Annotated in this window: 18 protein-coding genes and 4 pseudogenes; 14 read left to right on the forward strand and 8 right to left on the reverse strand. The window is 66.3% G+C overall.

The window, feature by feature from the left end:
* Nucleotides 1-151 precede the first annotated feature (151 nt).
* On the reverse strand, nt 152-907 hold the full coding sequence (locus LXX_RS10900) for an IclR family transcriptional regulator (RefSeq protein WP_011186880.1): 756 nt from the start codon (nt 905-907) through the stop codon (nt 152-154).
* Nucleotides 908-1,000: 93 nt separating this feature from the next.
* On the opposite strand from LXX_RS10900, the gene LXX_RS10905 reads away from it, so the two are divergent.
* The 8 genes and pseudogenes from LXX_RS10905 (at nt 1,001) to LXX_RS10935 (ending at nt 10,002) form a co-directional block, all read left to right on the forward strand.
* The gene (locus LXX_RS10905; RefSeq protein ID WP_011186881.1) at nt 1,001-2,317 is read left to right on the forward strand and encodes an aromatic amino acid lyase; all 1,317 of its coding nucleotides are present in this window, start codon (nt 1,001-1,003) and stop codon (nt 2,315-2,317) included.
* Nucleotides 2,318-2,337: 20 nt separating this feature from the next.
* Nucleotides 2,338-4,028 (forward strand): annotated as a pseudogene (gene hutU / locus LXX_RS10910) (urocanate hydratase).
* A pseudogene (gene hutI / locus LXX_RS10915) lies at nt 4,028-5,186 on the forward strand (imidazolonepropionase). The pseudogenes hutU and hutI overlap by 1 nt, the downstream one beginning before the upstream one ends.
* Nucleotides 5,187-5,345: 159 nt before the next feature.
* The gene (locus LXX_RS10920; protein ID WP_041767836.1) at nt 5,346-6,386 is read left to right on the forward strand and encodes an ABC transporter substrate-binding protein; all 1,041 of its coding nucleotides are present in this window, start codon (nt 5,346-5,348) and stop codon (nt 6,384-6,386) included.
* Nucleotides 6,387-6,436: 50 nt separating this feature from the next.
* On the forward strand, nt 6,437-8,044 hold the full coding sequence (locus LXX_RS10925) for a sugar ABC transporter ATP-binding protein (protein ID WP_218060923.1): 1,608 nt from the start codon (nt 6,437-6,439) through the stop codon (nt 8,042-8,044).
* Nucleotides 8,045-8,260, forward strand: a complete 216-nt coding sequence (locus tag LXX_RS15895; RefSeq protein ID WP_218060924.1) for a hypothetical protein — start codon at nt 8,045-8,047, stop codon at nt 8,258-8,260.
* 15 nt (nt 8,261-8,275) lie between these two features.
* The gene (locus tag LXX_RS10930; RefSeq protein ID WP_218060925.1) at nt 8,276-9,010 is read left to right on the forward strand and encodes an ABC transporter permease; all 735 of its coding nucleotides are present in this window, start codon (nt 8,276-8,278) and stop codon (nt 9,008-9,010) included.
* Entirely contained in the window at nt 9,007-10,002 is a 996-nt protein-coding gene (locus tag LXX_RS10935) for an ABC transporter permease (RefSeq protein WP_041767839.1), read from the forward strand. Before LXX_RS10930 ends, LXX_RS10935 begins: the two co-directional genes overlap by 4 nt.
* Before the next feature lie 130 nt (nt 10,003-10,132).
* On the opposite strand, the gene LXX_RS10940 is transcribed toward LXX_RS10935, so the two are convergent.
* From LXX_RS10940 to LXX_RS10970, 6 genes and pseudogenes are all read right to left on the reverse strand, one after another.
* A complete protein-coding gene (locus LXX_RS10940) occupies nt 10,133-10,513 on the reverse strand; it encodes a helix-turn-helix domain-containing protein (RefSeq protein ID WP_011186885.1) in 381 nt (126 codons plus the stop codon).
* 60 nt (nt 10,514-10,573) lie between these two features.
* Nucleotides 10,574-12,160, reverse strand: coding sequence for an amidase domain-containing protein (locus LXX_RS10945; protein WP_081423158.1), 1,587 nt, complete (start codon nt 12,158-12,160; stop codon nt 10,574-10,576).
* 261 nt (nt 12,161-12,421) lie between these two features.
* Nucleotides 12,422-12,772, reverse strand: coding sequence for a hypothetical protein (locus LXX_RS10950; protein ID WP_041767844.1), 351 nt, complete (start codon nt 12,770-12,772; stop codon nt 12,422-12,424).
* Entirely contained in the window at nt 12,769-12,987 is a 219-nt protein-coding gene (locus tag LXX_RS10955) for a hypothetical protein (RefSeq protein WP_218060926.1), read from the reverse strand. The genes LXX_RS10950 and LXX_RS10955 overlap by 4 nt, the downstream gene beginning before the upstream one ends.
* Before the next feature lie 266 nt (nt 12,988-13,253).
* Nucleotides 13,254-14,551: pseudogene (locus LXX_RS10965) on the reverse strand (IS256 family transposase).
* Nucleotides 14,552-14,829: 278 nt separating this feature from the next.
* Nucleotides 14,830-15,762 (reverse strand): hypothetical protein, encoded by a 933-nt coding sequence (locus tag LXX_RS10970; RefSeq protein WP_141692911.1) that lies wholly within the window; start codon nt 15,760-15,762, stop codon nt 14,830-14,832.
* Between the two features lie 186 nt (nt 15,763-15,948).
* On the opposite strand from LXX_RS10970, the gene LXX_RS10975 reads away from it, so the two are divergent.
* The 5 genes from LXX_RS10975 (at nt 15,949) to LXX_RS10990 (ending at nt 18,816) form a co-directional block, all read left to right on the forward strand.
* Nucleotides 15,949-16,293 carry a hypothetical protein gene (locus tag LXX_RS10975; protein WP_141692912.1) on the forward strand — a complete coding sequence of 115 codons (345 nt, stop codon included), beginning with the start codon at nt 15,949-15,951 and terminating at the stop codon, nt 16,291-16,293.
* Between the two features lie 210 nt (nt 16,294-16,503).
* A complete protein-coding gene (locus LXX_RS15900) occupies nt 16,504-16,932 on the forward strand; it encodes an ArdC-like ssDNA-binding domain-containing protein (RefSeq protein ID WP_223227647.1) in 429 nt (142 codons plus the stop codon).
* A 20-nt stretch (nt 16,933-16,952) separates the two neighbouring features.
* Nucleotides 16,953-17,336 (forward strand): ImmA/IrrE family metallo-endopeptidase, encoded by a 384-nt coding sequence (locus tag LXX_RS15905; RefSeq protein ID WP_041767848.1) that lies wholly within the window; start codon nt 16,953-16,955, stop codon nt 17,334-17,336.
* Between the two features lie 141 nt (nt 17,337-17,477).
* Nucleotides 17,478-17,621 carry a hypothetical protein gene (locus LXX_RS14530; protein WP_176714816.1) on the forward strand — a complete coding sequence of 48 codons (144 nt, stop codon included), beginning with the start codon at nt 17,478-17,480 and terminating at the stop codon, nt 17,619-17,621.
* Between the two features lie 316 nt (nt 17,622-17,937).
* Nucleotides 17,938-18,816 carry an IS5-like element ISLxx6 family transposase gene (locus LXX_RS10990; protein WP_076611640.1) on the forward strand — a complete coding sequence of 293 codons (879 nt, stop codon included), beginning with the start codon at nt 17,938-17,940 and terminating at the stop codon, nt 18,814-18,816.
* Nucleotides 18,817-18,825: 9 nt separating this feature from the next.
* Here the strand turns inward: LXX_RS10990 and LXX_RS10995 are convergent, their stop codons facing one another.
* Nucleotides 18,826-19,437: an IS3 family transposase gene (locus tag LXX_RS10995; protein ID WP_050737938.1), complete on the reverse strand. Its 612-nt coding sequence runs from the start codon at nt 19,435-19,437 to the stop codon at nt 18,826-18,828.
* Here LXX_RS10995 and LXX_RS15910 point away from each other — a divergent pair.
* A pseudogene (locus LXX_RS15910) lies at nt 19,403-19,604 on the forward strand (IS3 family transposase); the annotation flags it as partial. The gene LXX_RS10995 and the pseudogene LXX_RS15910 sit on opposite strands and share 35 nt — an antisense overlap.
* Nucleotides 19,605-19,727: the final 123 nt, after the last annotated feature.

A 19,727-nucleotide genomic window follows, 5' to 3' on the forward strand; every position in this document is an offset into this window, starting at 1 on the left:
ATGAAACACAGGATACAGAAGCCTGGAGTACCCGTTCGCCTCACCCCAACCGGAACGTCGCCCGCGGAACCTCACCCACCAACCGCCCAACAACCCCAAAAGCATCCTCCTCCCCCAGCTGGTGACTCATCCCCGGAGCCGCGGACGGGCGTCAGCTTCCGCGAATGCGCCGGGAGAGTTCGGCGGCGGCACGGAACCGCTCGGCCAGCGCATCCCATTCCCCGGGCGGGACACTCTCACGCAGGAAGGTGACCGCGATGCCGGCCGCGGGCCAGCCGGCGTGGTCGCGCACCGAGACGGCGACGGAGGCGAAGCCGGGCGTGACCTCGCCGTCCTCGGTGGCGTAGCCGCGCTCACGGGCCTCCGCGACGAGGCGCTTCAGCTCACCGTAGCTGCGCGGCCCCGCGCCGGTGCGGTCCGCGAAGGCGTCGCGGTCGGGATAGAGCGCTCTCAGCTGACCGGCCGGGAACGAGGCGAGCAGGGCGCGGCCGCTCGCCGTGAGGTGCGCGGGCAGGCGCACACCGACCTCGGTGACCAGACGCGGACGCCGGGGAGCGCGCTCCTCCACGATGTAGACGACATCGCGGCCGTGGAGCACGGCGACGTGGCCGGACTCGCCCAGCGCGTCCACGACCCCGGCGACGATGGTCCGGCCGAGACGGCTGAGCGGCTGCTGCCGGGAGAAAGCGCTCGAAAGCTCGTAGGCAGCGACCCCCAGACCGTAACGGCGCGCCTCCGGGAAGTGCAGGACGAAGCCGTGCTCGCCCAGCGCGGTCAGCAAGTGGTAGACCGTGGAACGCGGGAGCGTCAGCGCCGCGGCGATGCTCGCGGCCGGCACGGGTCCGCGCTGACCGGCGAGATGGTTCAGGATGCGGAGGGTGTTCTCCGCAGCGGGGACTTTACTCACAGGACACGCCTCCGCCCTCCGACTCTGGGATACCGGACACCGAACACCCTACAGCCACGGTGCCGACCCGGCCGGCCGGCGCATGATCGGAGCATGCTCACCACCGCACCCGCCGCCACAGCCGTCGCTCTCGGCGCGCATCCGCTCACGATCGCGGAAGTCGTGGCCGTCGCCCGCCACGACGCGCCCGTCACGCTCGATCCCGGCGCCCTGGACGCGGTCGGCGCGTCCCGCGCCATCGTCGAGGCCCTCGCCGACGACATCGAACCGCACTACGGCATCTCCACCGGCGTCGGTGCGCTCGCGACCACGTTCATCCCCGGCGAGCGCCGCGCGCCGCTGCAAGCGAGCCTCGTCCGCTCGCACGCCGCCGGCATCCAGCCCCTCGTCCTCGCTGAGAAGGAGGGGCTGGCCCTCATCAACGGCACCGACGGGATGCTGGGGATGCTGTGCCTGGCCCTCCACGACCTCGGCATGCTCCTCACCACCGCCGACATCGCCGCCGCGATGAGCGTCGAGGCGCTGCTCGGCACCGACGCCGTGTTCGCCGACGACTTGCAGCGGCTGCGCCCGCAGACCGGCCAGGCGCTCTCCGCCGAGAACCTGCGCGCCTTGCTCGCGGGCTCCCCCCTGGTCGCCAGCCACAAGGGGCCGGAGTGTACGCGCGTGCAGGACGCGTACACGCTGCGCTGCGCCCCGCAAGTACACGGTGGAACGCGCGACACCGTCGCGCACGCCACCCTCGTGGCCGGTCGCGAACTCGCCTCCGCGATCGACAACCCGGTCCTGACGCCCGACGGGCGCGTCGAGTCGAACGGGAACTTCCACGGAGCGCCGGTGGCGTATGCGCTCGACTTCCTGGCGATCGTGGCGGCGGATGTGGCGAGCATGTCCGAGCGCCGCACCGACCGCTTCCTCGACCCGGCCCGCAACCAGGGGCTGCCGCCGTTCCTCGCCCACGAGGTGGGGGTCGACTCCGGACTGATGATCGCCCAGTACACCGCGGCGGGCATCGTCTCGGAGCTCAAGCGGCTCGCGAATCCCGCTTCGGCGGACAGCATCCCCTCCTCCGCCATGCAGGAGGATCACGTGTCGATGGGCTGGGCCGCGGGCCGTAAGCTCCGCCGTGCCGTCGACGGCCTGACCCGGGTGCTCGCGATCGAGGCGCTCACCGCAGCCCGCGGTGCGGACCTCCGTGCCCCGTTGCGGCAGGGCCCCGCGACCGCTGCGGTGACCGCCACCCTGCGGGAGTCGGTGGCCGGTCCCGGTCCCGACCGCTCCCTGTCCCACGAGATCGAGGCCGCCGTCGCGCTCGTCGCCTCCCCTGACCCCCACCCCCTCCCCCGCCATCGCTTGCTCACTCGTTCCGGGATTGAAGCCGGAAGAAGCGAGGAAGCGATCGGGGAGTGACGAAAGAAAGAGAGAACGAAATACAGGGAGCGAGAGACGCGTACGCGGCGCGCGGCAGCGAGCTGAGCGCCAAGAGCTGGCAGACTGAGGCGCCGCTGCGAATGCTGATGAACAACCTCGACCCGGAGGTCGCGGAGCGCCCCGACGACCTTGTCGTCTACGGCGGCACCGGCCGGGCGGCCCGCAGCTGGGAGACCTACGACGCGATCGTCGAGACCCTCCGCGACCTGGAACCGGACGAGACGCTGCTGGTCCAGTCCGGCAAACCCGTCGGCGTGTTCCGCACACACGAGTGGGCTCCGCGCGTGCTGATCGCGAACTCGAATCTCGTCGGCGACTGGGCGACCTGGCCCGAGTTCCGCCGCCTGGAGCAGCTCGGGCTGACCATGTACGGCCAGATGACGGCCGGCTCCTGGATCTACATCGGCTCCCAGGCATCTTGCAGGGCACCTACGAAACCTTCGGCGCGGTCGCTCGCAAGCTGGCCGACCGCCGGGGCGGGGCGGCTGAGCGTGGTGACGGCACGCTCGCCGGGACCCTCACCCTCACCGGCGGCGGCGGGATGGGCGGCGCGCAGCCGCTCGCCGTCACCCTCAACGGCGGCGCTGTGCTGATCGTGGATGTCGACCGCGCCCGGTTGCAGCGGCGCGCCGACCGCGGCTACCTCGACGAGCTGACCGACGACATCGACGATGCGATCGGGCGGGTCACCGCCGCGAAGGACGAGCGCCGCGCCCTCTCGGTCGGCCTCGTCGGCAACGCGGCCGCCATCTTCCCGGAGTTGCTGCGCCGCGGTGTGCCGATCGATATCGTGACCGACCAGACCAGCACCCACGACCCCCTGAGCTACCTGCCCGAGGGCGACGCCGTGGCGGAGTGGCAGGAGAGAGCCGCCGCCGACCCCGAGGCGTTCACGCTCGCCGCGCACGCCTCGATGGCCAAGCAGGTGCAGGCGATGGTGGAGTTCCAGGATGCCGGAGCCGAGGTGTTCGACTACGGCAACTCGATCCGCACCGAGGCACAGCTCGGCGGCTACGAGCGGGCGTTCGACTTCCCCGGCTTCGTGCCCGCCTAAATCCGGCCGCTGTTCGCCGAGGGCAAGGGCTCGTTCCGCTGGGTCGCTCTCTCCGGCGACCCGGCCGACATCGCCGCGACCGACCGCGCCGTGCTGGAGCTCTTCCCGGAAGATGAGCACCTTCGCCGCTGGATCGCGCAGGCCGGAGAGAAAGTCCCGTTCGAGGGCCTTCCCGCCCGCATCTGCTGGCTCGGCTATAAGGAGCGCCACCTCGCGGGCCTCAGGTTCAACGAGATGGTCGCCTCCGGCGAGCTCTCCGCCCCGATCGCCATCGGCCGCGACCACCTCGACTCCGGCTCGGTCGCCTCGCCCTACCGCGAGACGGAGGCGATGGCGGACGGATCGGACGCGATCGCCGACTGGCCGCTGCTGAACGCCCTCCTGAACACCGCCTCCGGGGCCACCTGGGTCTCGCTGCACCACGGCGGCGGGGTGGGCATCGGCCGCAGCATCCACGCGGGCCAGGTCGTCGTGGCAGACGGCATACCGCTGGCCGCGGAGAAGATCGAGCGGGTGCTCGTCAACGACCCGGGCACCGGAGTCATGCGGCATGCCGATGCCGGCTACGAGCGCGCGGCCGAGGTGGCCCGCGAGCGCGGCCTGCGCCTCCCGATGCAGTGGGGGGCGACGGTCTGATGCCCCGCGCGACGCTGCTGACCGGGATCGGCGAGCTCGTCACCCTGGACCCTTCCCACCCGGGGCCGCTCGGCGTCCTGACCGACGCGGCACTGCTCACGGTGGGGGGCGGGTGGAGTGGACCGGGCCCGCGTCGTCGGCGCCGCGAGCGGACGCCGACGACGTCGTGGACGCGGAGGGGGCCGCCGTCCTCCCCGGCTTCGTCGACAGCCACACCCACCTCGTCTTCGGCGGCGACCGCTCGGCCGAGTTCGAGGCCCGGATGGCCGGCCGGGCGCATTCCGCTGGGTGCATATACAGCACGGTCGCGGCCACGCGCACCGCCACAGAGGACGAATTGCGGGTCCCGGCTGGCCCATTTGGTGGCTGAGCTCCGTTCCCAGGGCACCACCACGTTCGAGATCAAGAGCGGCTACGGCCTGAGCGTCGCGGACGAGGAACGCCTCTTGCGCCTCGCCCGTGAGGTCACCGGCGAGACCACATTCCTCGGCGCGCATGTGGTTCCGGCGGAGTACGCCGCCGACCCCGACGGGTACGTAGACCTCGTGACCGGGCCGATGCTGGACGCCTGCGCGCCGCACAGTCGCTGGATCGACGTCTTCTGCGAGACCGGCGCTTTCACCGTGGAGCAGTCGCGGCGCGTGCTCGCCGCCGGCGCGGCGCGCGGGCTCGGCGTCCGGGTCCACTCCAGTCAGCTCGGGCCCGGGGAGGGCGTCGCCCTCGCCGTGGAGCTGGACGCCGCGAGCGTCGATCACGTCACCTACCTGACCGATGCGGATGTGGAGTCCCTGGCCACTTCGGACACGGTGGCGACCCTGCTCCCCGGCGTGGAGTTCTCGACCCGCCAGCCCTACCCGGACGCGCGCCGCCTGATCGACGCGGGTGTACGGGTGGCCCTGGAGAGCGACTGCAATCCGGGCTCGTCGTTCACCTCCTCCGTGCTGTTCTGCATCGCGGTCGCGGTGCGGGACATGGGCATGACCGTCGCGGAGGCGGTGCGAGCGGCGACCCTGGGCGGCGCCGAAGCCCTGCGCCGCGATGATGTGGGCCATCTGCGGGTCGGCGCGCGCGGATTACGTCGTGCTGGACGCGCCCAGCCACGTCCACCTGGCCTACCGGCCGGGCGTGCCGCTGGTCCACCGGACGCACCTCGCATGACCGTTTCGGACATGTTTTAGAAACAATTCGCACAAATCCTTGTTTTGCCACAAAGCGTTTTTGATACGGTCTGATCGGTTCCCAGCATCAACGGGCGGCCATGAAACACAGCAAGGAAGTTGGTTCATCGATGAACGACAACAAGACGGTGAGAAACCTGTGGGGGCGGTCGCCGTCGCGGCAGCCATCGGTCTCTCCCTAAGCGGATGCACGAATCCCGGCGGGACGGTGCAGTCCACCTCCTCCGCCCAAGAGCAAGTTGTGAAGACCTCCGACGGCCCCACTTGCAGCCTCTCGGAATACGGCGGGGAGAGGATCGACCTCGCCGACGCGGTGGTCGGCTTCTCGCAGTCCGAGAAAGAGGACAACCCGTTCCGCATCACGGAGACGGCCTCGATCGAGGAGGCCGCGGCCAAGGCCGGGGTCAAGAAATTCATCAAGACCAACGCGCAATCCACGCTCGCCAAGCAGATCTCCGACATCCAAGACCTCATCGCCCAGAGCGCGGACGTGCTCATCGTCACACCGCTCAACTCCGACGGCCTGGAGCCCGCGCTCCAGGCCGCCCGCACGAAGAACATCCCGGTCATCACGGTCGACCGCAAGCTCAACGCCAAAGCCTGCTCGGACTACGTTTCGTTCCTCTGCTCCGACTTCGTGGAGCAGGGCAGACGCGCCGCCGACCAGCTGATCGCGGGCACCGGCGGCAAGGGCGACATCGCCATCCTGCTCGGCGCTTGCGGCAACGGCGTCACCATCGACCGCACCAAAGGCTTCGTAGACCAGATCAAGGCCAAAGGCCCCGGCCTCACGATCGTCGCGCAGCAGACCGGCGACTTCGCCCGCGACAAAGGCCAGTCGGTGACCGAGCAGCTCTTGCAGGCGCATCCCGGCATCACCGCGATCTACGCGGAGAACAACGAGATGGGCCTCGGAGCGCAGGCGGCGATCATCGCGGCCGGGAAGACCCCGGGCAAGGACATCCAGATCTACTCGATCGACGGCACGAGGAACGCCGTGGAGCAGATCGCCGGCGGAGCCTACAACGGCGTCATCGAGTCCAACCCGCGCTTCGGCCCGCTCGCCTTCGCCACGCTGAGGTCTTTCCTCGCGGGCGACACGGTCGGGCAAGGCATCGTGATCGAGGACGGCGCGTACGACCCGTCCAACGCCGCGAACAAGGTCGGCGCAGCCTACTGAGCGGAACCACCCGCTGAGCGCACGGCGGGGCACGAACGCGAGAACCCACGATGCGACCGTGCCCCGCCTCCGGCGCACCCTGCGACGCCCACTCCCACAAGAAAGGCCACCGCGTGACGATGGAGTCCGCTCTCCGCACGATGACACCCGTCCTCGAAGCCCGCGGAGTGACCAAACGGTTCGCCGGCGCGACAGCGCTGAACGCGGTGAACTTCCGCCTCGCCCACGGCGAGAGCCTCGCGCTCATGGGCGAGAACGGCGCCGGCAAGTCGACGCTCATCAAGGTGCTCACCGGGGTCTATCAGCCCGATGACGGCGAGCTCCTGCTGAACGGCGAGCCCACGGCGTTCGCCCGGCCCCTCGACGCCCAGCGCTCGGTCGTCAGCACCATCTACCAGGAGGTCACTCTGGTGCCGCTGATGTCGGTGGCGCAGAACATCTTCCTCGGGCGCGAGCCCCGGAACCGTCTGGGTCTCATCGACTTCCGCCGGATGAACGCGGAGGCCGCCGAGCTGCTGGCGGGGTACGGCATCCAGGTCGACGGCCAGCGGCCGCTGCGCTCGCTCCCCCTCGGCATCCAGCAGATGGTGGCCCTGGCGCGCGCGGTGAGCATCGACGTCCGGGTGGTCATCATGGACGAGCCCACCTCGTCGCTGGAGGCCCGCGAGGTCGAGACACTCTTCCGGGTTATCGGGATGCTGCGCGCACAGGGCATCGCGATCGTCTACGTCAGCCACCGGATGGACGAGATCTACCGGGTGTGCGACACGGTCGCCGTGCTGCGGGACGGCAGAGCCGTCCACAACGGCCGGCTCGACGCGCTCTCCCGCATCGAACTCGTCTCGCTCATGCTCGGCCGCTCGGTCGAGAAGCGGACGAGCGCCGTGGCGGACACTGCTGCGCGGGCGGAGAGCGGCTCCGCTCCGGTGCTGGTCGCGACCGATCTGAGCCGGCAGCACCAGATCGACGGAGTCGGGCTGTCGATCCAGCCCGGCGAGATCGTGGGCCTCGGGGGCCTGCTCGGCTCCGGACGCTCGGAGACACTGAAGGCGATGGCCGGGGTCATGCGCCTGGATCGCGGTCGCGTGGCGGTGGACGGCAAAACCGTGCGCAGCGGCTCGATCGCCGCAGCCATCCGCGCCGGGATCGTGATGCTGCCCAAGGACCGCAAGGCCGAGGGAATCGTACCGAACCTCTCGATCCGGGACAACATCGCACTGGCCGCGCTCCCGCGGCTCTCCCGCTTCGGCTTCGTCTCCAAGCGCAGGCAGGATGCCGTGGTCGATGTCTTCATGAGACGTCTGCGCATCAAAGCCTCCAGCGCCGATCAGGCGGTCTCGGAGCTCTCCGGCGGCAACCAGCAGAAGGTGATGATCGCCCGCTGGCTGGCGATGAGCCCGCGTGTGCTGCTGCTGGACGAGCCGACGCGCGGCATCGACGTCGGCGCGAAGGCCGAAGTCCAGAGGCTCATCGACGAGCTGGCCGGCGAAGGACTCGCGATCGTGCTGGTCTCCTCCGAGATCGAGGAGGTCATCGACGGGTCCGACCGGGTGATCGTGCTGCAAGACGGCAGCGTCGCGACCGAGCTCACCGGCGTCCACGTCAACGAAGAACAGCTGCTCGCCGCTCTCGCCGGCGACGCCGGGAAGGAGTCGTAAGTGACACAGGCCGTGGCCGAGGGGGCGCCCCGCACGCGGAGCGCTCCGGTCTTCATCCAGAGGTACGGCGTGTACTTCGCGCTTCTGCTCCTGCTCGTCTTCAACGTCGCCTTCACCCCGAACTTCTTCACGGCCGACAACTTCCGCACCCAGTTGGTACAGGTCGTCCCGGGGCTCATCGTCGCCCTGGGCATGGCCTTGGCGATCGGCACCTAGGGCATCGACCTCTCGGTGGGCGCGGTGATGGCGCTCGCGGCGGCGGCCATCCCCCTCTACATCGGCTACAGGTTCGTGCCAGCGGTGCTGATCGCGATCGGGGTCGGCGCGGTCGTCGGCCTGATCAACGGGACGATGGTCGCGTTCATCGGAGTGCAGCCCATCGTAGCGACACTGGCGCTGATGGTCGCGGGCCGCGGCATCGCCCTGCTCATCGCGAACGAACAGCTGAAATCGGTCGTCGATCCGGGCGTGCTCGCCCTCGGCCGCGACTCGATCGCGGGGATGCCCTACAGCGTCATCATCGCGATCGCGCTGGCCATCGGCGTCGCCGTCCTCGTCTCCCAGACGAGCTTCGGCAAGCAGTTGGTGGCGATCGGCGGCAACCGGCGGGCCGCGGAGCTGGCCGGGCTTCCAGTGAAGCGCGTGCTGGTGCAGACATATGCGCTCTGCGCGGGTCTGGCCGCGGTCGCCGGGGTGATCGGCACGGCCCGGCTCGGCGCGTCGGTCCCCTCCACCCTCGGCAACCTGATCGAGCTCTCGGCGATCACCGCGGTGGTCATCGGCGGGACCCCGCTGACCGGTGGTCAGGTCAAGGTTCTCGGAACGGTCGCGGGGGCGCTGCTGCTCCAGTTCATCGCCGCGATCCTAGTGAAGCACAACGTCCCGGACGCGTACTCCCAGATAGCGCAGGCCCTGATCATCCTGCTCGCCGTGTACGTGCAGCGCGGACGGAGGTCGGCCCGATGAGCGCGGCGGTCTCCCCCGAGCTCGAACCCGCGGCAGCGGCCCCCCTGCGCCGCGAGCGTGTGGCCGCCGTACTGCAGAGCTACGGCGCGGCGATCGTCCTGGCGATCCTGCTGGTGGCGGGCGCGGTGCTGTTCCCCGCTTTCCCCACCGTCGGCAACCTCGCCAACATCGCCACACAGTCCTCGTTCCTGCTGATCGTGGCCACGGGAATGACATTTGTGATCCTCACCGGGGGCATCGACCTCTCAGTCGGGTCGGTGTTCTCCCTCGGAGGTGTGCTCGCGGCCTACGGCTCGGGCGCGGGCGTCCTCGGGGCGCTCGCGCTGCCGATCGCGGTCTGCGGCACGATCGGCGCCCTTCAGGGGCTCCTGGTCGCCTACGGCAAGCTGGCCCCATTCATCGTCACCCTCGCGGGCCTCCTCGGCGTGCGCGGGTTGGTGCTGGCGCTCACGTCGGGCGGCTCGAACACCCCGCTCATCGCGGACGCGGCGACCGCGGCGCTCGGCCAGGGCGCCGTGTTCGGCCTCCGCTGGCCGGTGCTGATCGCCATCGTCATCGTGATCGCCGGGTCGACCGCACTGACCCGCACGCGCGGCGGGCAGTCCGTACTCGCCGTCGGCGGCTCGGAGAACGCGGCAACGCTGATGGGCCTCCCGGTGGCACGGGTGCAGTTCTCGGTGTACGTCGTCAGCGGGCCCTGCGCGGGACTCGCCGGAGCGCTCACCGCGGCCTACTCCTCGTCCGGCGTCCCGACGGTCGGCGTCGGCCTCGAACTCAGCGCCATCTCCGCGGTCGTCATCGGCGGGACCCTGCTCTCGGGCGGACGGGGGACACTCGTCGGGACCCTGGCCGGCGTGCTGCTGGGCGTCATCCAGAACCTCATCAACCAGGTCGGCTCTCTCAGCTCCTCAGTGCAGTCGGTGGTCTCCGGCGTGTTCCTGGCGATCGTCGTCATCCTCCAAACCGTGCTCTCCCGAACTCAACGGCTCTGACCTCCGCCGGGCGGCTCCGCAGCCCGGCACCTCCGGCAAGAAATAAGGAAAGACAGTGAGCAAGCCCCCGCGGCCCCACCGAACAAGCCGGCGACCGCAGCCACGATCGTGTCAGTCGAGACCCACGCGCTCACGCCGTCACTCCTGCAGTCGCCTCGGTTACCTCGTCGTGCTTCGCGAGCGCACGGGAGACGCTGGATGCGCCCACGCCGAAAGTGCGCGCGATCTTCGCGATGCTCTCTCCGGCAGCGCGCATCCGCGCGGCTTCCTCTACACGTTCAGGGGTCATCACGGAGGGGCGCCCGCCCACGCTACCCTGTGCCCGCGCGTGGGCGAGACCACGCATCGTTTTGTCACGGATCGTTGCGACCCGCAACTGGGCGAGAACGACCATGATGCCGACGATAGTCTCCCCCATCGGTGTGGACGTGTCGACGTCGAGGAGTGGCTGACCACAACTCCGCGTGAATGCTCCCCTCATCTCGGCTTTCGAGTCGGGTGAGGGGAGCATTCGTCGTTAAAGCGGAGGTCACCAGTTCCTTCTTCGCGCCCCCTTCACTTCTTCAGCCATTTAGGAGGTTACGGGAATGTAGTTGGAATCGCTGATCGCTTGGCCCGTGTTCGGGTCGTAGGACTTGACCGCAGCCTGCCCGTTGATGGTCCGTTTTGTGACAAGAGTGAAGGAGCCGTCCGCGTTGGCGTATGTCTTCCCGCCTTCTGGGTCGAACCATCCCTGGTGCGGATCGTTCGTCGTCTTCATGCGGGCTCCGGGCAGAGCCCAGCCTGTGATCGTGATCGTCCCGTCGGTTCCCCGCACGTCGGAGTCCACATGCGTCTGAGGGATGATGGGAAGGTCGGATTCGCTGATCGCTTGCCCTGTTTTCGGGTCAAAAGACTTGACTACAGCCGCACCGTTGACGGTCCGTTTTGTGACAACGGTGAAGGAGCCGTCCGCGGCGGCGTATGTGATCCCGTCTTCCGGGTCGAACCATCCGTAGTCCGGATCGTTCGTCGTCTTCATGCGAGCGCCGGGCAGAGCCCAGCCTGTGATCGTGATCGTCCCGTCAGACCCTGGGGTCGCCGAAACAATTCGCGGCTGATTCGTGAGTTTGTTCTTAAGAAGATGCCAGATGCTGCCCGTCATCTTCGGGTCGTTATTGTAAATAGCGGTGAGGGAAAGGTAGTTGCGGTCGTTGTTGTGCCCGGCGAGCTGGACATCAAGCTGACCGTTGACCGTGGTGATGCGGCTGACAATCATGGAGTGATCCCCACCCAGGTTTTTGACTGCCTGTGTGAGGGAAGGAGCGTTCCTGGGTTTGAGCCCAGCACCACCCACGGCGGTAGCCTTCAGGCTGCTGTCATTCCAGGTCATGGTGATAATGTCACCGACTTTGACGTCCGACCAGGTGGTGGGGTCATTGCTCAGGTCGGTGCGGGTGATTCCGAACTGCTCCTTCTGTTCGTTCAGCCATTTAGAGAAGGACGGCACGTATGCCCAGGACGGGGTGACCCACTTGTCGTCAGAGTTTGTGTAGCCGTAGGGGTCTGTCCAGAGGTTGATATTCGGGCGTGACGCTTGCCAGCTGCCGTACTGGTTGTACCAATCCGTGCGGGTTCGGTCCCGCCCGAACCACTCAGCCAGTCCCGCGGAGGCGAAATTTGCGCAGTCCCCACCGACCGGGTTGAAATCAGCGTAGCGGGCGTTGTCATACTTGTCCCAGTGCTCCAGCACGTAGGACATTTCCCGTCCAGTGCGAGTGAGCGCTTCATATCGGTACGGCTGTGGCGCGCTGGCTTTTTCCCCATCACTCAGTTTCACGGTGACAGTGACGGTGTCTTCCTGATAGTCGGGGACAACCGCCTGTGCTTGACCGCCTTGATACCCATAATGCGCAGGTGTTGTCACCTCTACGGTGGTGGACGTGGCCGAGGTGACCGGAACGCATCCCAGCCCAAAGCAAACCTGAGTGGCGTTCTGCAGGTTCTCACCGCTGATCGTGATCTGCTCACCACCCATCACATCCCCGACCGCCTTCGAAAGACCAGTCACGACAGGATCAACGGGACTAGTCGTGGCCGCCATACTCGGCGGCGAGGCTCCAAGAACCACCCCCGTACCGAGCAGCACCACAAGCCCAGCACCAACAACTGATTTCATAACAACTCCTTATTTCATTCGCTTCCCACCCCCAAAAAAGGACGAGAACACCCCAAACAACACAAGTATGCGTTGAACGTGGGCTGCCCTCATGCAAGGGTCGGGAATGCTGAGGGTTTGGGTGACTCCTGATCTGTGGCGGTGTGTGCCGCTGCTGGAAGCAAGCTCTCCAACTGCGCGGAGTGATAGGCAAGCTCACCCAAAGGACACAGCTACCCATCGGTAAGCGGGATCTTCGCCGACACTGGCAGGCCCATTTGGCTATGACACCTTAAGGTAGGCGGCCAGCGCCTCGCGAACGACCTCGGACGGCTTACGATGCTCGGCCGTGGCGCGCGCCTTCAACGCGGTGTCCATCTCAGGCGAGAGCCGCACATGCCGCACCGGCGACACGCCCGCAGGCCGCCCCTGATCGATGGACGGCCGCCCCAGAACCGCGTCCACCTCGGCATCCGATCCAAGCGCCGCGACCAGCAGCGAACGCCCCGGCTCATTACCCTCGCCCGCGGTAATGACGGCATCCCCCATGCCCTCAGACACAGCATCGGACTCAGCCCAGTTCGCCAAACGCGCGTAACGGTCCTGCTCTTCCTTGCTTAGCTTCTCGCTCATTTCGATCTCCTCTCCGCAGTCTCGATCATTTTCCGACGGGCTTCCATCACATGAAAGATGAAGATGTCCGCCGGCGGCCGGATCTCGGCCATCACTTCCAACAGCAGCCGTCGATCCCGGGTCGGACCGATGAACAGATCAGGCCGGTCGCCACCCGGCACGCGCGGCTCGTCAAACTTCTCCACCCGGTACACGAACTTGGCGATCGCGTTCAACGCATCCTCATGCGCGATGCCATGCTTGTCCGCGCTGTCCGCCCATCAAATCGCCATTTCCTTATTGTAACACGAAAGTCCATCTTTCGTGTTACACAATGCTGAGTGAGGCTCGCTCTGATCACAAGACCGATCACGCCGTGATCAAGCACGTCGCTGGGAAGCTCGGTGTGAACGCTGAGACGCTTCGGCTGTGGAAGAAGCGCCTTGACGTTGACGAGGGCCGCCAGCCGGTCTGTCTGTTTTTGGTGTAAATGGCGGTGTTCCTAGTCTCGGTTGGGGCCAGGGGTTCGGTCCGCGAACACGATCGCGAAGGCGTTGAGCGCGGGTTTCCAGCGCACGATCCAGCGTTGCTGGCCGCGCCCGGTTGGATCCAGACTACGAGTCACCTGATACAGGCACTTCAGCGCGGCGGCTTCTGTGGGGAAGTGGCAGCGGGCTTTGACCGCTCGCCGGTATCGGGCGTTCAAGCTCTCGATTGCGTTCGTGGAGCACAGCACGGTACGAACCTCGGCCGGGTAATCCAGGAAGGGCACGAACTCGTTCCACACGTTGCGCCAGAGCCGGATCATTGCCGGAGACCGCGTGCCCCACGTCTCCTCGAGCCGGTCCAGGGCCTCGGCGGCCGCGACAGCGTTCACCGCCTGATAGATCGGCCGCAGATCGCGTTTGAGGCGTCCCCGTCCTGCCGGGCAACGTCGTTGAAGCTGCCGCGCAGCAGGTGGATGATGCAGGTCTGCACGATCGTTTCCGGCCACACGTTCCCCACCGACGCCGGTATCCCTTTCAGGCCGTCGCAGACGAGGAAGAACACATCGTTCACACCCCGGTTACGCAGGTCCGTCAGCACGGCGAGCCAGAACTTCGATGACTCACCACCCCCGTCGCCGGCCCAGATCCCGAGGACGTCTTTACGGCCAGCAAGGTCCACACCGATCGCGGCATAGAACGGCCGGTTCGCGGCCTGCCCGGGGCCGCCCCTTCACCATCAGAGCATCAAGGAAATGAACACCGCCGCGTATACCGATCCCAGCGGACGAGTCAGCCAGGACGTCATCTCCTCGGACACCTTGTCCGTGATCCGGCTGATCGTGTCCTTCGATACGGAGGCGCCATAGATCTCGGCGAAGAGGGCGGAAATCTCTCCCGTGGTCAGCCCGCGGGCAGTCAACGACAGGATAATCTCGTCCACCTGCCCCAGCCGGCGTTGATGCTTACGGACAATCTTGGGTTCAAAGGAACCCTCCCGGCCCCTCGGGACCTCGATCACAACCGGGCCGACCGCGTCTGTGATCACGGTCTTTGACCTCGTGCCGTTACGGGAGTTGCCGGTGTGATACCCGGCCACGTCATGCTTGCCGTATCCGAGGTGCTCGGCGAACTCCTCATCCAGCACGGTCTCCAGCACGCTCTTTGTCAGCGCGCGCATCAACCCGGGCGCCGACATCGACGCGCCCTGCTCCCGCGCCGGGCGCACCAAGTCCCACGCCAGCTCAAACTCCGCAACCGTCGGCCGGTCATCATCCTCAATTGCCGCATCCACGGCATCCATCGTCTCGGTCATCACGACCCTTCCCACCAACCACCACCACTCCGACTAATGAAACCACCGCTTAGGGCCGGTCGCTGGCGGTGGCGGGGTGTATGGCCACACAAGCCGCGTCTGGAGCAGAAGAGTCACCGACCCTCAGCAGTCTCACCGAACCAGACAGCCAGATAAAGTAAGGCAAGGCTTGCCTGAGTTTGCCCTATGCGGTAGAACCAGCCCAAAATTAAATCCTGAGAGCCGAGGCTGGTGCTCAGGGTTCTGGGAGTCATCCACTACCCGTCCAAATCCGTGAATTAGCCCGGGGATGATTCAGAGAGATTTTTGATAGCGGCTTGGCCGCGTTGAATTTGAGTTTGCGCGACGGTCACCCCCAAAAACTGGTTTTGTTGTTTCGGCCAGTTCAGTGCGGCTTCCAGTATCCAGAAAACTCCGCAGAACGCGAACGCGAACAACTCGAACACGGCAAGTAAAGCACTATCAAGTCCGCCAAAAATCCGGGACCCCAAAGTGAAAATAACAACCACCGCTTCAACAAAAGAAACCGCACCGTAAGCGACTCGCCGAAGTCGCCTTGTCGTCTTCAGCATCCGGACAAACGCGCTGCCAGCGAGGACTATATAGGAAAAAGCCAGAGCGATACTGTTTGCGGAAGCTAGGAACAACGGGCGAGCGAAGCCCCAAGACAGTCCGACGGCTACAAGGAGCAGCGCGGTCAGCACCAGCGACGGCATGTTTTCTCGCAGCGTCCGCTGTATAAAGCCGATCATCAATGAGACCGCAAGTTTCAGTGCCCACGCCGCAAGAAAGACCGTGACACTCATGTCGACGACAGGTCGTATGCTCTCGGGGAAACACGGAGAACCACCGGGACACGAGACATCGGCCGTCCCGATTACTTTAAGCGTCTTCTCAGAAACCGACAATGGCACAACAGCGGCGAGTGTCACAAAAAAAGCTGAAAAATCGAGGGCAACCCGTTCAATTCCCTGCCCCAAGAGGGCGAGTAGGGAGAATCCAGTCAGCGAGACTACCACAACAAAGGAATCATGCAGGGCGGAGTAGTACAACACACCCACGGGTTCGATCACCCCAAAGCGGAAATACATCACACCAACGGCGACCAGCATGCCAAAAACCGAAGCCGCGATACCCAGCCTCAAGTAGAGAGAAGTTCGTTTCAATGAAGCACCTAATCCATCAACCATGGGAGGCAACACTAAATGCACGGGTATGTCCCTTACAACAGTAGCCGGAGTAGCTCTGGGTGACACAGACCCGGGAGCCGGGGTAGTAGAACGTGCCGTTCTGCATATGAATCGGCCTGGGTTTCGTTCCGTTCTTGAAGTAAGGATGGAACACGATGAACAGGAAGTACTCGGCGGAGATGCGTGAGCGGGCTCTTCGAATGTTGGATGGCTCTCAGCGACAGCGCCGCAATGGATCGGCTTGCGAACCTGCTCGGCACCAACCCGGAATGGTCCAGCCCCGCCGACTACCTGGAAGACATCGCCAACCTCGTGGCCGCGACCGGGGGGCAGCACCCCGGGGATGCCGACCCCGACACCTACAACCCACACCGGCCCGTCTTTGATCGGGTGAAGGCCGGCTCCCGCGGGTGGCGGGGGCCGGCTACCGGCCGGCCGCAAGGAGGCCCCGGCCTCCCTGCAACCCTCCCGGGCGACCCTGCGTGCGGCGCCGTCGACGGAGCGCCGGCAATGGAGCTCGCTGCGCTCGCGCTGCTGTTCTTTTGCCCGTGAAGCCTTCGACATTCTGCGGTCGACCAGCCTGCGCGCAAGTCGCCTACGGCGGCCGGCTCCTCCGAGAGTTTCCGCACGCGGTCGCTGCGCTCCCTTATCTCGCGCGGAAACTCTCTCCCCCACCGCCTTTCGGGTTGCACTTCGGCCGCTCTCCCTGAACGGCACTTCGTGCCTTCACGGCAAAAGAACGAAGTGGAGAGGGAAACCCAGATGGCTAAGACGATCACCAAGCGCACGCCTGAGGAGCGCAAAGCGCAGGCCGAGGCGCTGCACGCCACCTTGACCGACCAGGTGCAGCAGCTGACCGACTCCGACCAGTGGCGGCGGTTACTGGACTTCACCCGCTCGTTCCACACCTACAGCCTGAACAACCTCCTCCTCATCCTGTCTCAGTGCCCGGACGCGTCCGCGGTCGCTGGATTCCGTCAGTGGCAGGCCAAGGGCCGCCAGGTCCGCAAGGGCGAGAAGAGCATCAAGATCTTCGGCTACTCCACCAAGAAGATCACGCAGGAGGATCCCGACACCGGGGAGGAAGTCGAGAAGCGGGCGGCGCGGTTCCCGATGCTGTCCGTGTTCGACATCTCCCAGACCGACCCAATCGACGGGGCCGAGATCCTCGACCCCCGGTCGCGCAACTGACCGGTGCGGACGATCACGGAGTGACCGGGCCGCTCACCGCCCACCTGCACGGCCCGAACGGGTACGCGGACCCGGAACGCCGCACCGTGGTGTTTCATGACCAGCTCACCCCGGAACAGGCGGCGAAGAACCTCATTCATGAAGCCGCGCACTTCGCCCTCGGCCACGTCGACGACCTGGCCGAGTACACCCAGCATCGCGGCCGGATGGAGACAGAAGCCGAATCCGTCGCGTACGTCGTCGCCGGAATGCTCGGCTTCGACACCAGCAGCTACAGCGTCGGCTACATCGCAGGATGGGCCGACGGAAACCCCGACCTCGTACGCCAGACCGCCGCCCGCGACCTCGACTGCCGCACACACGATCGACGAAGCCATCGCGCCGGCGGACACTCACGCGGGTGAGGAGGCCGCGTGAGTGTCGAGATCGTTGTGCTGCGGAAGGGCGACGGTCACCCGCACCTCAGCTACGACGCGGCGACGACGTTGTGCGGCCGCACCCCGCAACCCAACCGGTGAGCGGCCATTCAGGTGTTCGACGCTGAGGTGACTGTCCGTCTCACCGCGGCAACGCTCACCCGACCGTTTGCGCTGGAAGCCGTGTGCGTCCGCTGCATCCGGGCGGTGGGTCTCGGAGACGAATACGCCGCCGCGATCGCCATGCATCGTAACCGGCAGCGGCTCACCTGAACGGCGCCGGTGGGTCGTCCCCGCTGGGTCCGAACCGTGAGGGTGCCCCTTCGGCCCCCCTCACACTCCCCCACGCTGGCAGTCACTTGACGGTGAATCATATGGTGCGGCTCCTGCCCCCCCCCGGGGTAAACCCGGCCCCTGTCGCTCCACGGAAATTCTTCGACGCGGTCGCTGATGCTCCCTTACTTTCGCCGAAGAATTTCCGGTCCGCTTCGGCGTCCGGGTTGACCCCTCCTCCACCGCACCATCTGGTCCCCGTATCAAGTAACTGCCCAGAACTAAGGGATGGTTTCAGTAGTTGGCGTGGTGGTGGTTGTTGTGGCTGGTTGGTGGGGATGCTGGTGGAGTGTCGGCGCTTGCCGAGGATCGGTTCATTAAGGATACGTTGTGGGAGCGGTTGGAGTCGTTGATCCCGTCGCGGCCGCCGGCGGTCAATGGGCGGACGGGGCAGCCTCGGGTTCCGGACCGGAAGGTGTTCGCTGGGATCGTGTTCGTGCTGTTGACAGGGATCCCGTGGAGGAAGCTTCCATCCGAGCTTGGGTACGGGTCTGGGATCACCTGCTGGCGGCGTCTGCGTGAATGGTCCGAAGCGGGGGTGTGGGACGCACTGCGGAGGATCCTGCTCGATGAGCTCGGCCACGCAAAACGCTCGGCTGGGAAACCCCAGCCGAACGCCTCGCTAAACTACTCGCCAGCTAATCGTCGTGTTGCAACAACCACTGGAATCCGCCCTGGACCTAACCCCACGGATCGCGGGAAACTCGGCACGAAGTACCATGTCCTGACCGACCGCAACGGGATCCCGCTGCATGTCGAGATCTCCGGCGCGAACCGACATGACTCCATGCTCGTGCAACCCGTGTTGGACAACATCACCGCGATCAAGGGTGTCGGCCGCGGTCGGCCGAGACGCCGCCCGGTCATCTTCCACGCCGACAAGGCCTACGACAACCGACGCGTCCGCCGCTACCTGCGACGTCGTGGCATCAAGACGCGCATCGCAAGAATCGGAGTCAACTCCAAACAGCGACTCGGCAAACACCGCTGGGTAGTCGAACACACCATGGCCTGGGTCCTCGACTTCCGGAAACTCGCCACTAGCTACGACCGCACCGCCCCAACGATCACAACGCTCGTCGCTCTAGCAGTCGCGATCACCAGCGCCCGCAAACTCACCAAAACCAACTACTGAAACCATCCCTTAGAGCGCGGCTTCGGCGGGTGGGATCGTGCCGATCTCGCCGTGGAGGCGTCGGTGGTTGAAATGGTCGATGTATTTGGTGACGGCGATTTCGACGTCGCGGATCGACGCCCACTCACCCTTCGGTCGGATGACGGGGTTGGGGATGTACTCGGCTTTGAATAGCGAGTTGAAGGCCTCGGCCATCGCGTTGTCGTAGCTGTCGCCCCTGGATCCGACGGAGGCGATTGCGTCGGTCTCGGCGAGGCGTTCGGTGTAGCGGATCGCTCGATACTGGACTCCGGCATCGCTGTGATGAATCAGGCCAGTGACGTCGTGATCTGCCCGCTGATGCTGCCAAAGCCCCATGTCGAGGGCGTCGAGGGCGAGGTCGGTGCGCAAGTTCGTGCTCACCTGCCAGCCCACGACACGGCGGGAGAATACGTCTAGGACGAACGCGGCGTAGACCCAGCCGGCGTGGGTGGGGATATAGGTCAGATCCGCGACCCAGAGTTGGTTCGGCGCGGACGCGGTGAACGCGCGCTTGACCAGGTCGGCGGGCCGGTCAGTCTCCGCCCCCTCGCGGAACGTCGTCGTGCTGACGGAAGCGGGGACGCAGATCGCCCTGAGCACCTACTACGCCGCGAAGGGCCGTCCGCCGTCCGCACGGGCGGTCAGGGACGCAGGACTGACCAAGGATATCCGCGTCGTCCACAAGGCGAACCTCGGTGTCTTACGGCGCCCGGAAGGTCCACGCCGCCCTGAAGCGTGAGGGCATCGAGGTCGCGCGCTGCACGGTGGCGTCGCCGGCTCGGGCCGGCGTGGCCGAGGACAGGGTTCCCGTGTCAACCGTCCACGCGGTGCCACGTCGACGCACACGCCGACGCCCCGAATAGTCGTCCGTTATGGATGGCAGTCGCGCG

Source organism: Leifsonia xyli subsp. xyli str. CTCB07 (genome assembly GCF_000007665.1).
GTDB lineage: Bacteria > Actinomycetota > Actinomycetes > Actinomycetales > Microbacteriaceae > Leifsonia > Leifsonia xyli_C.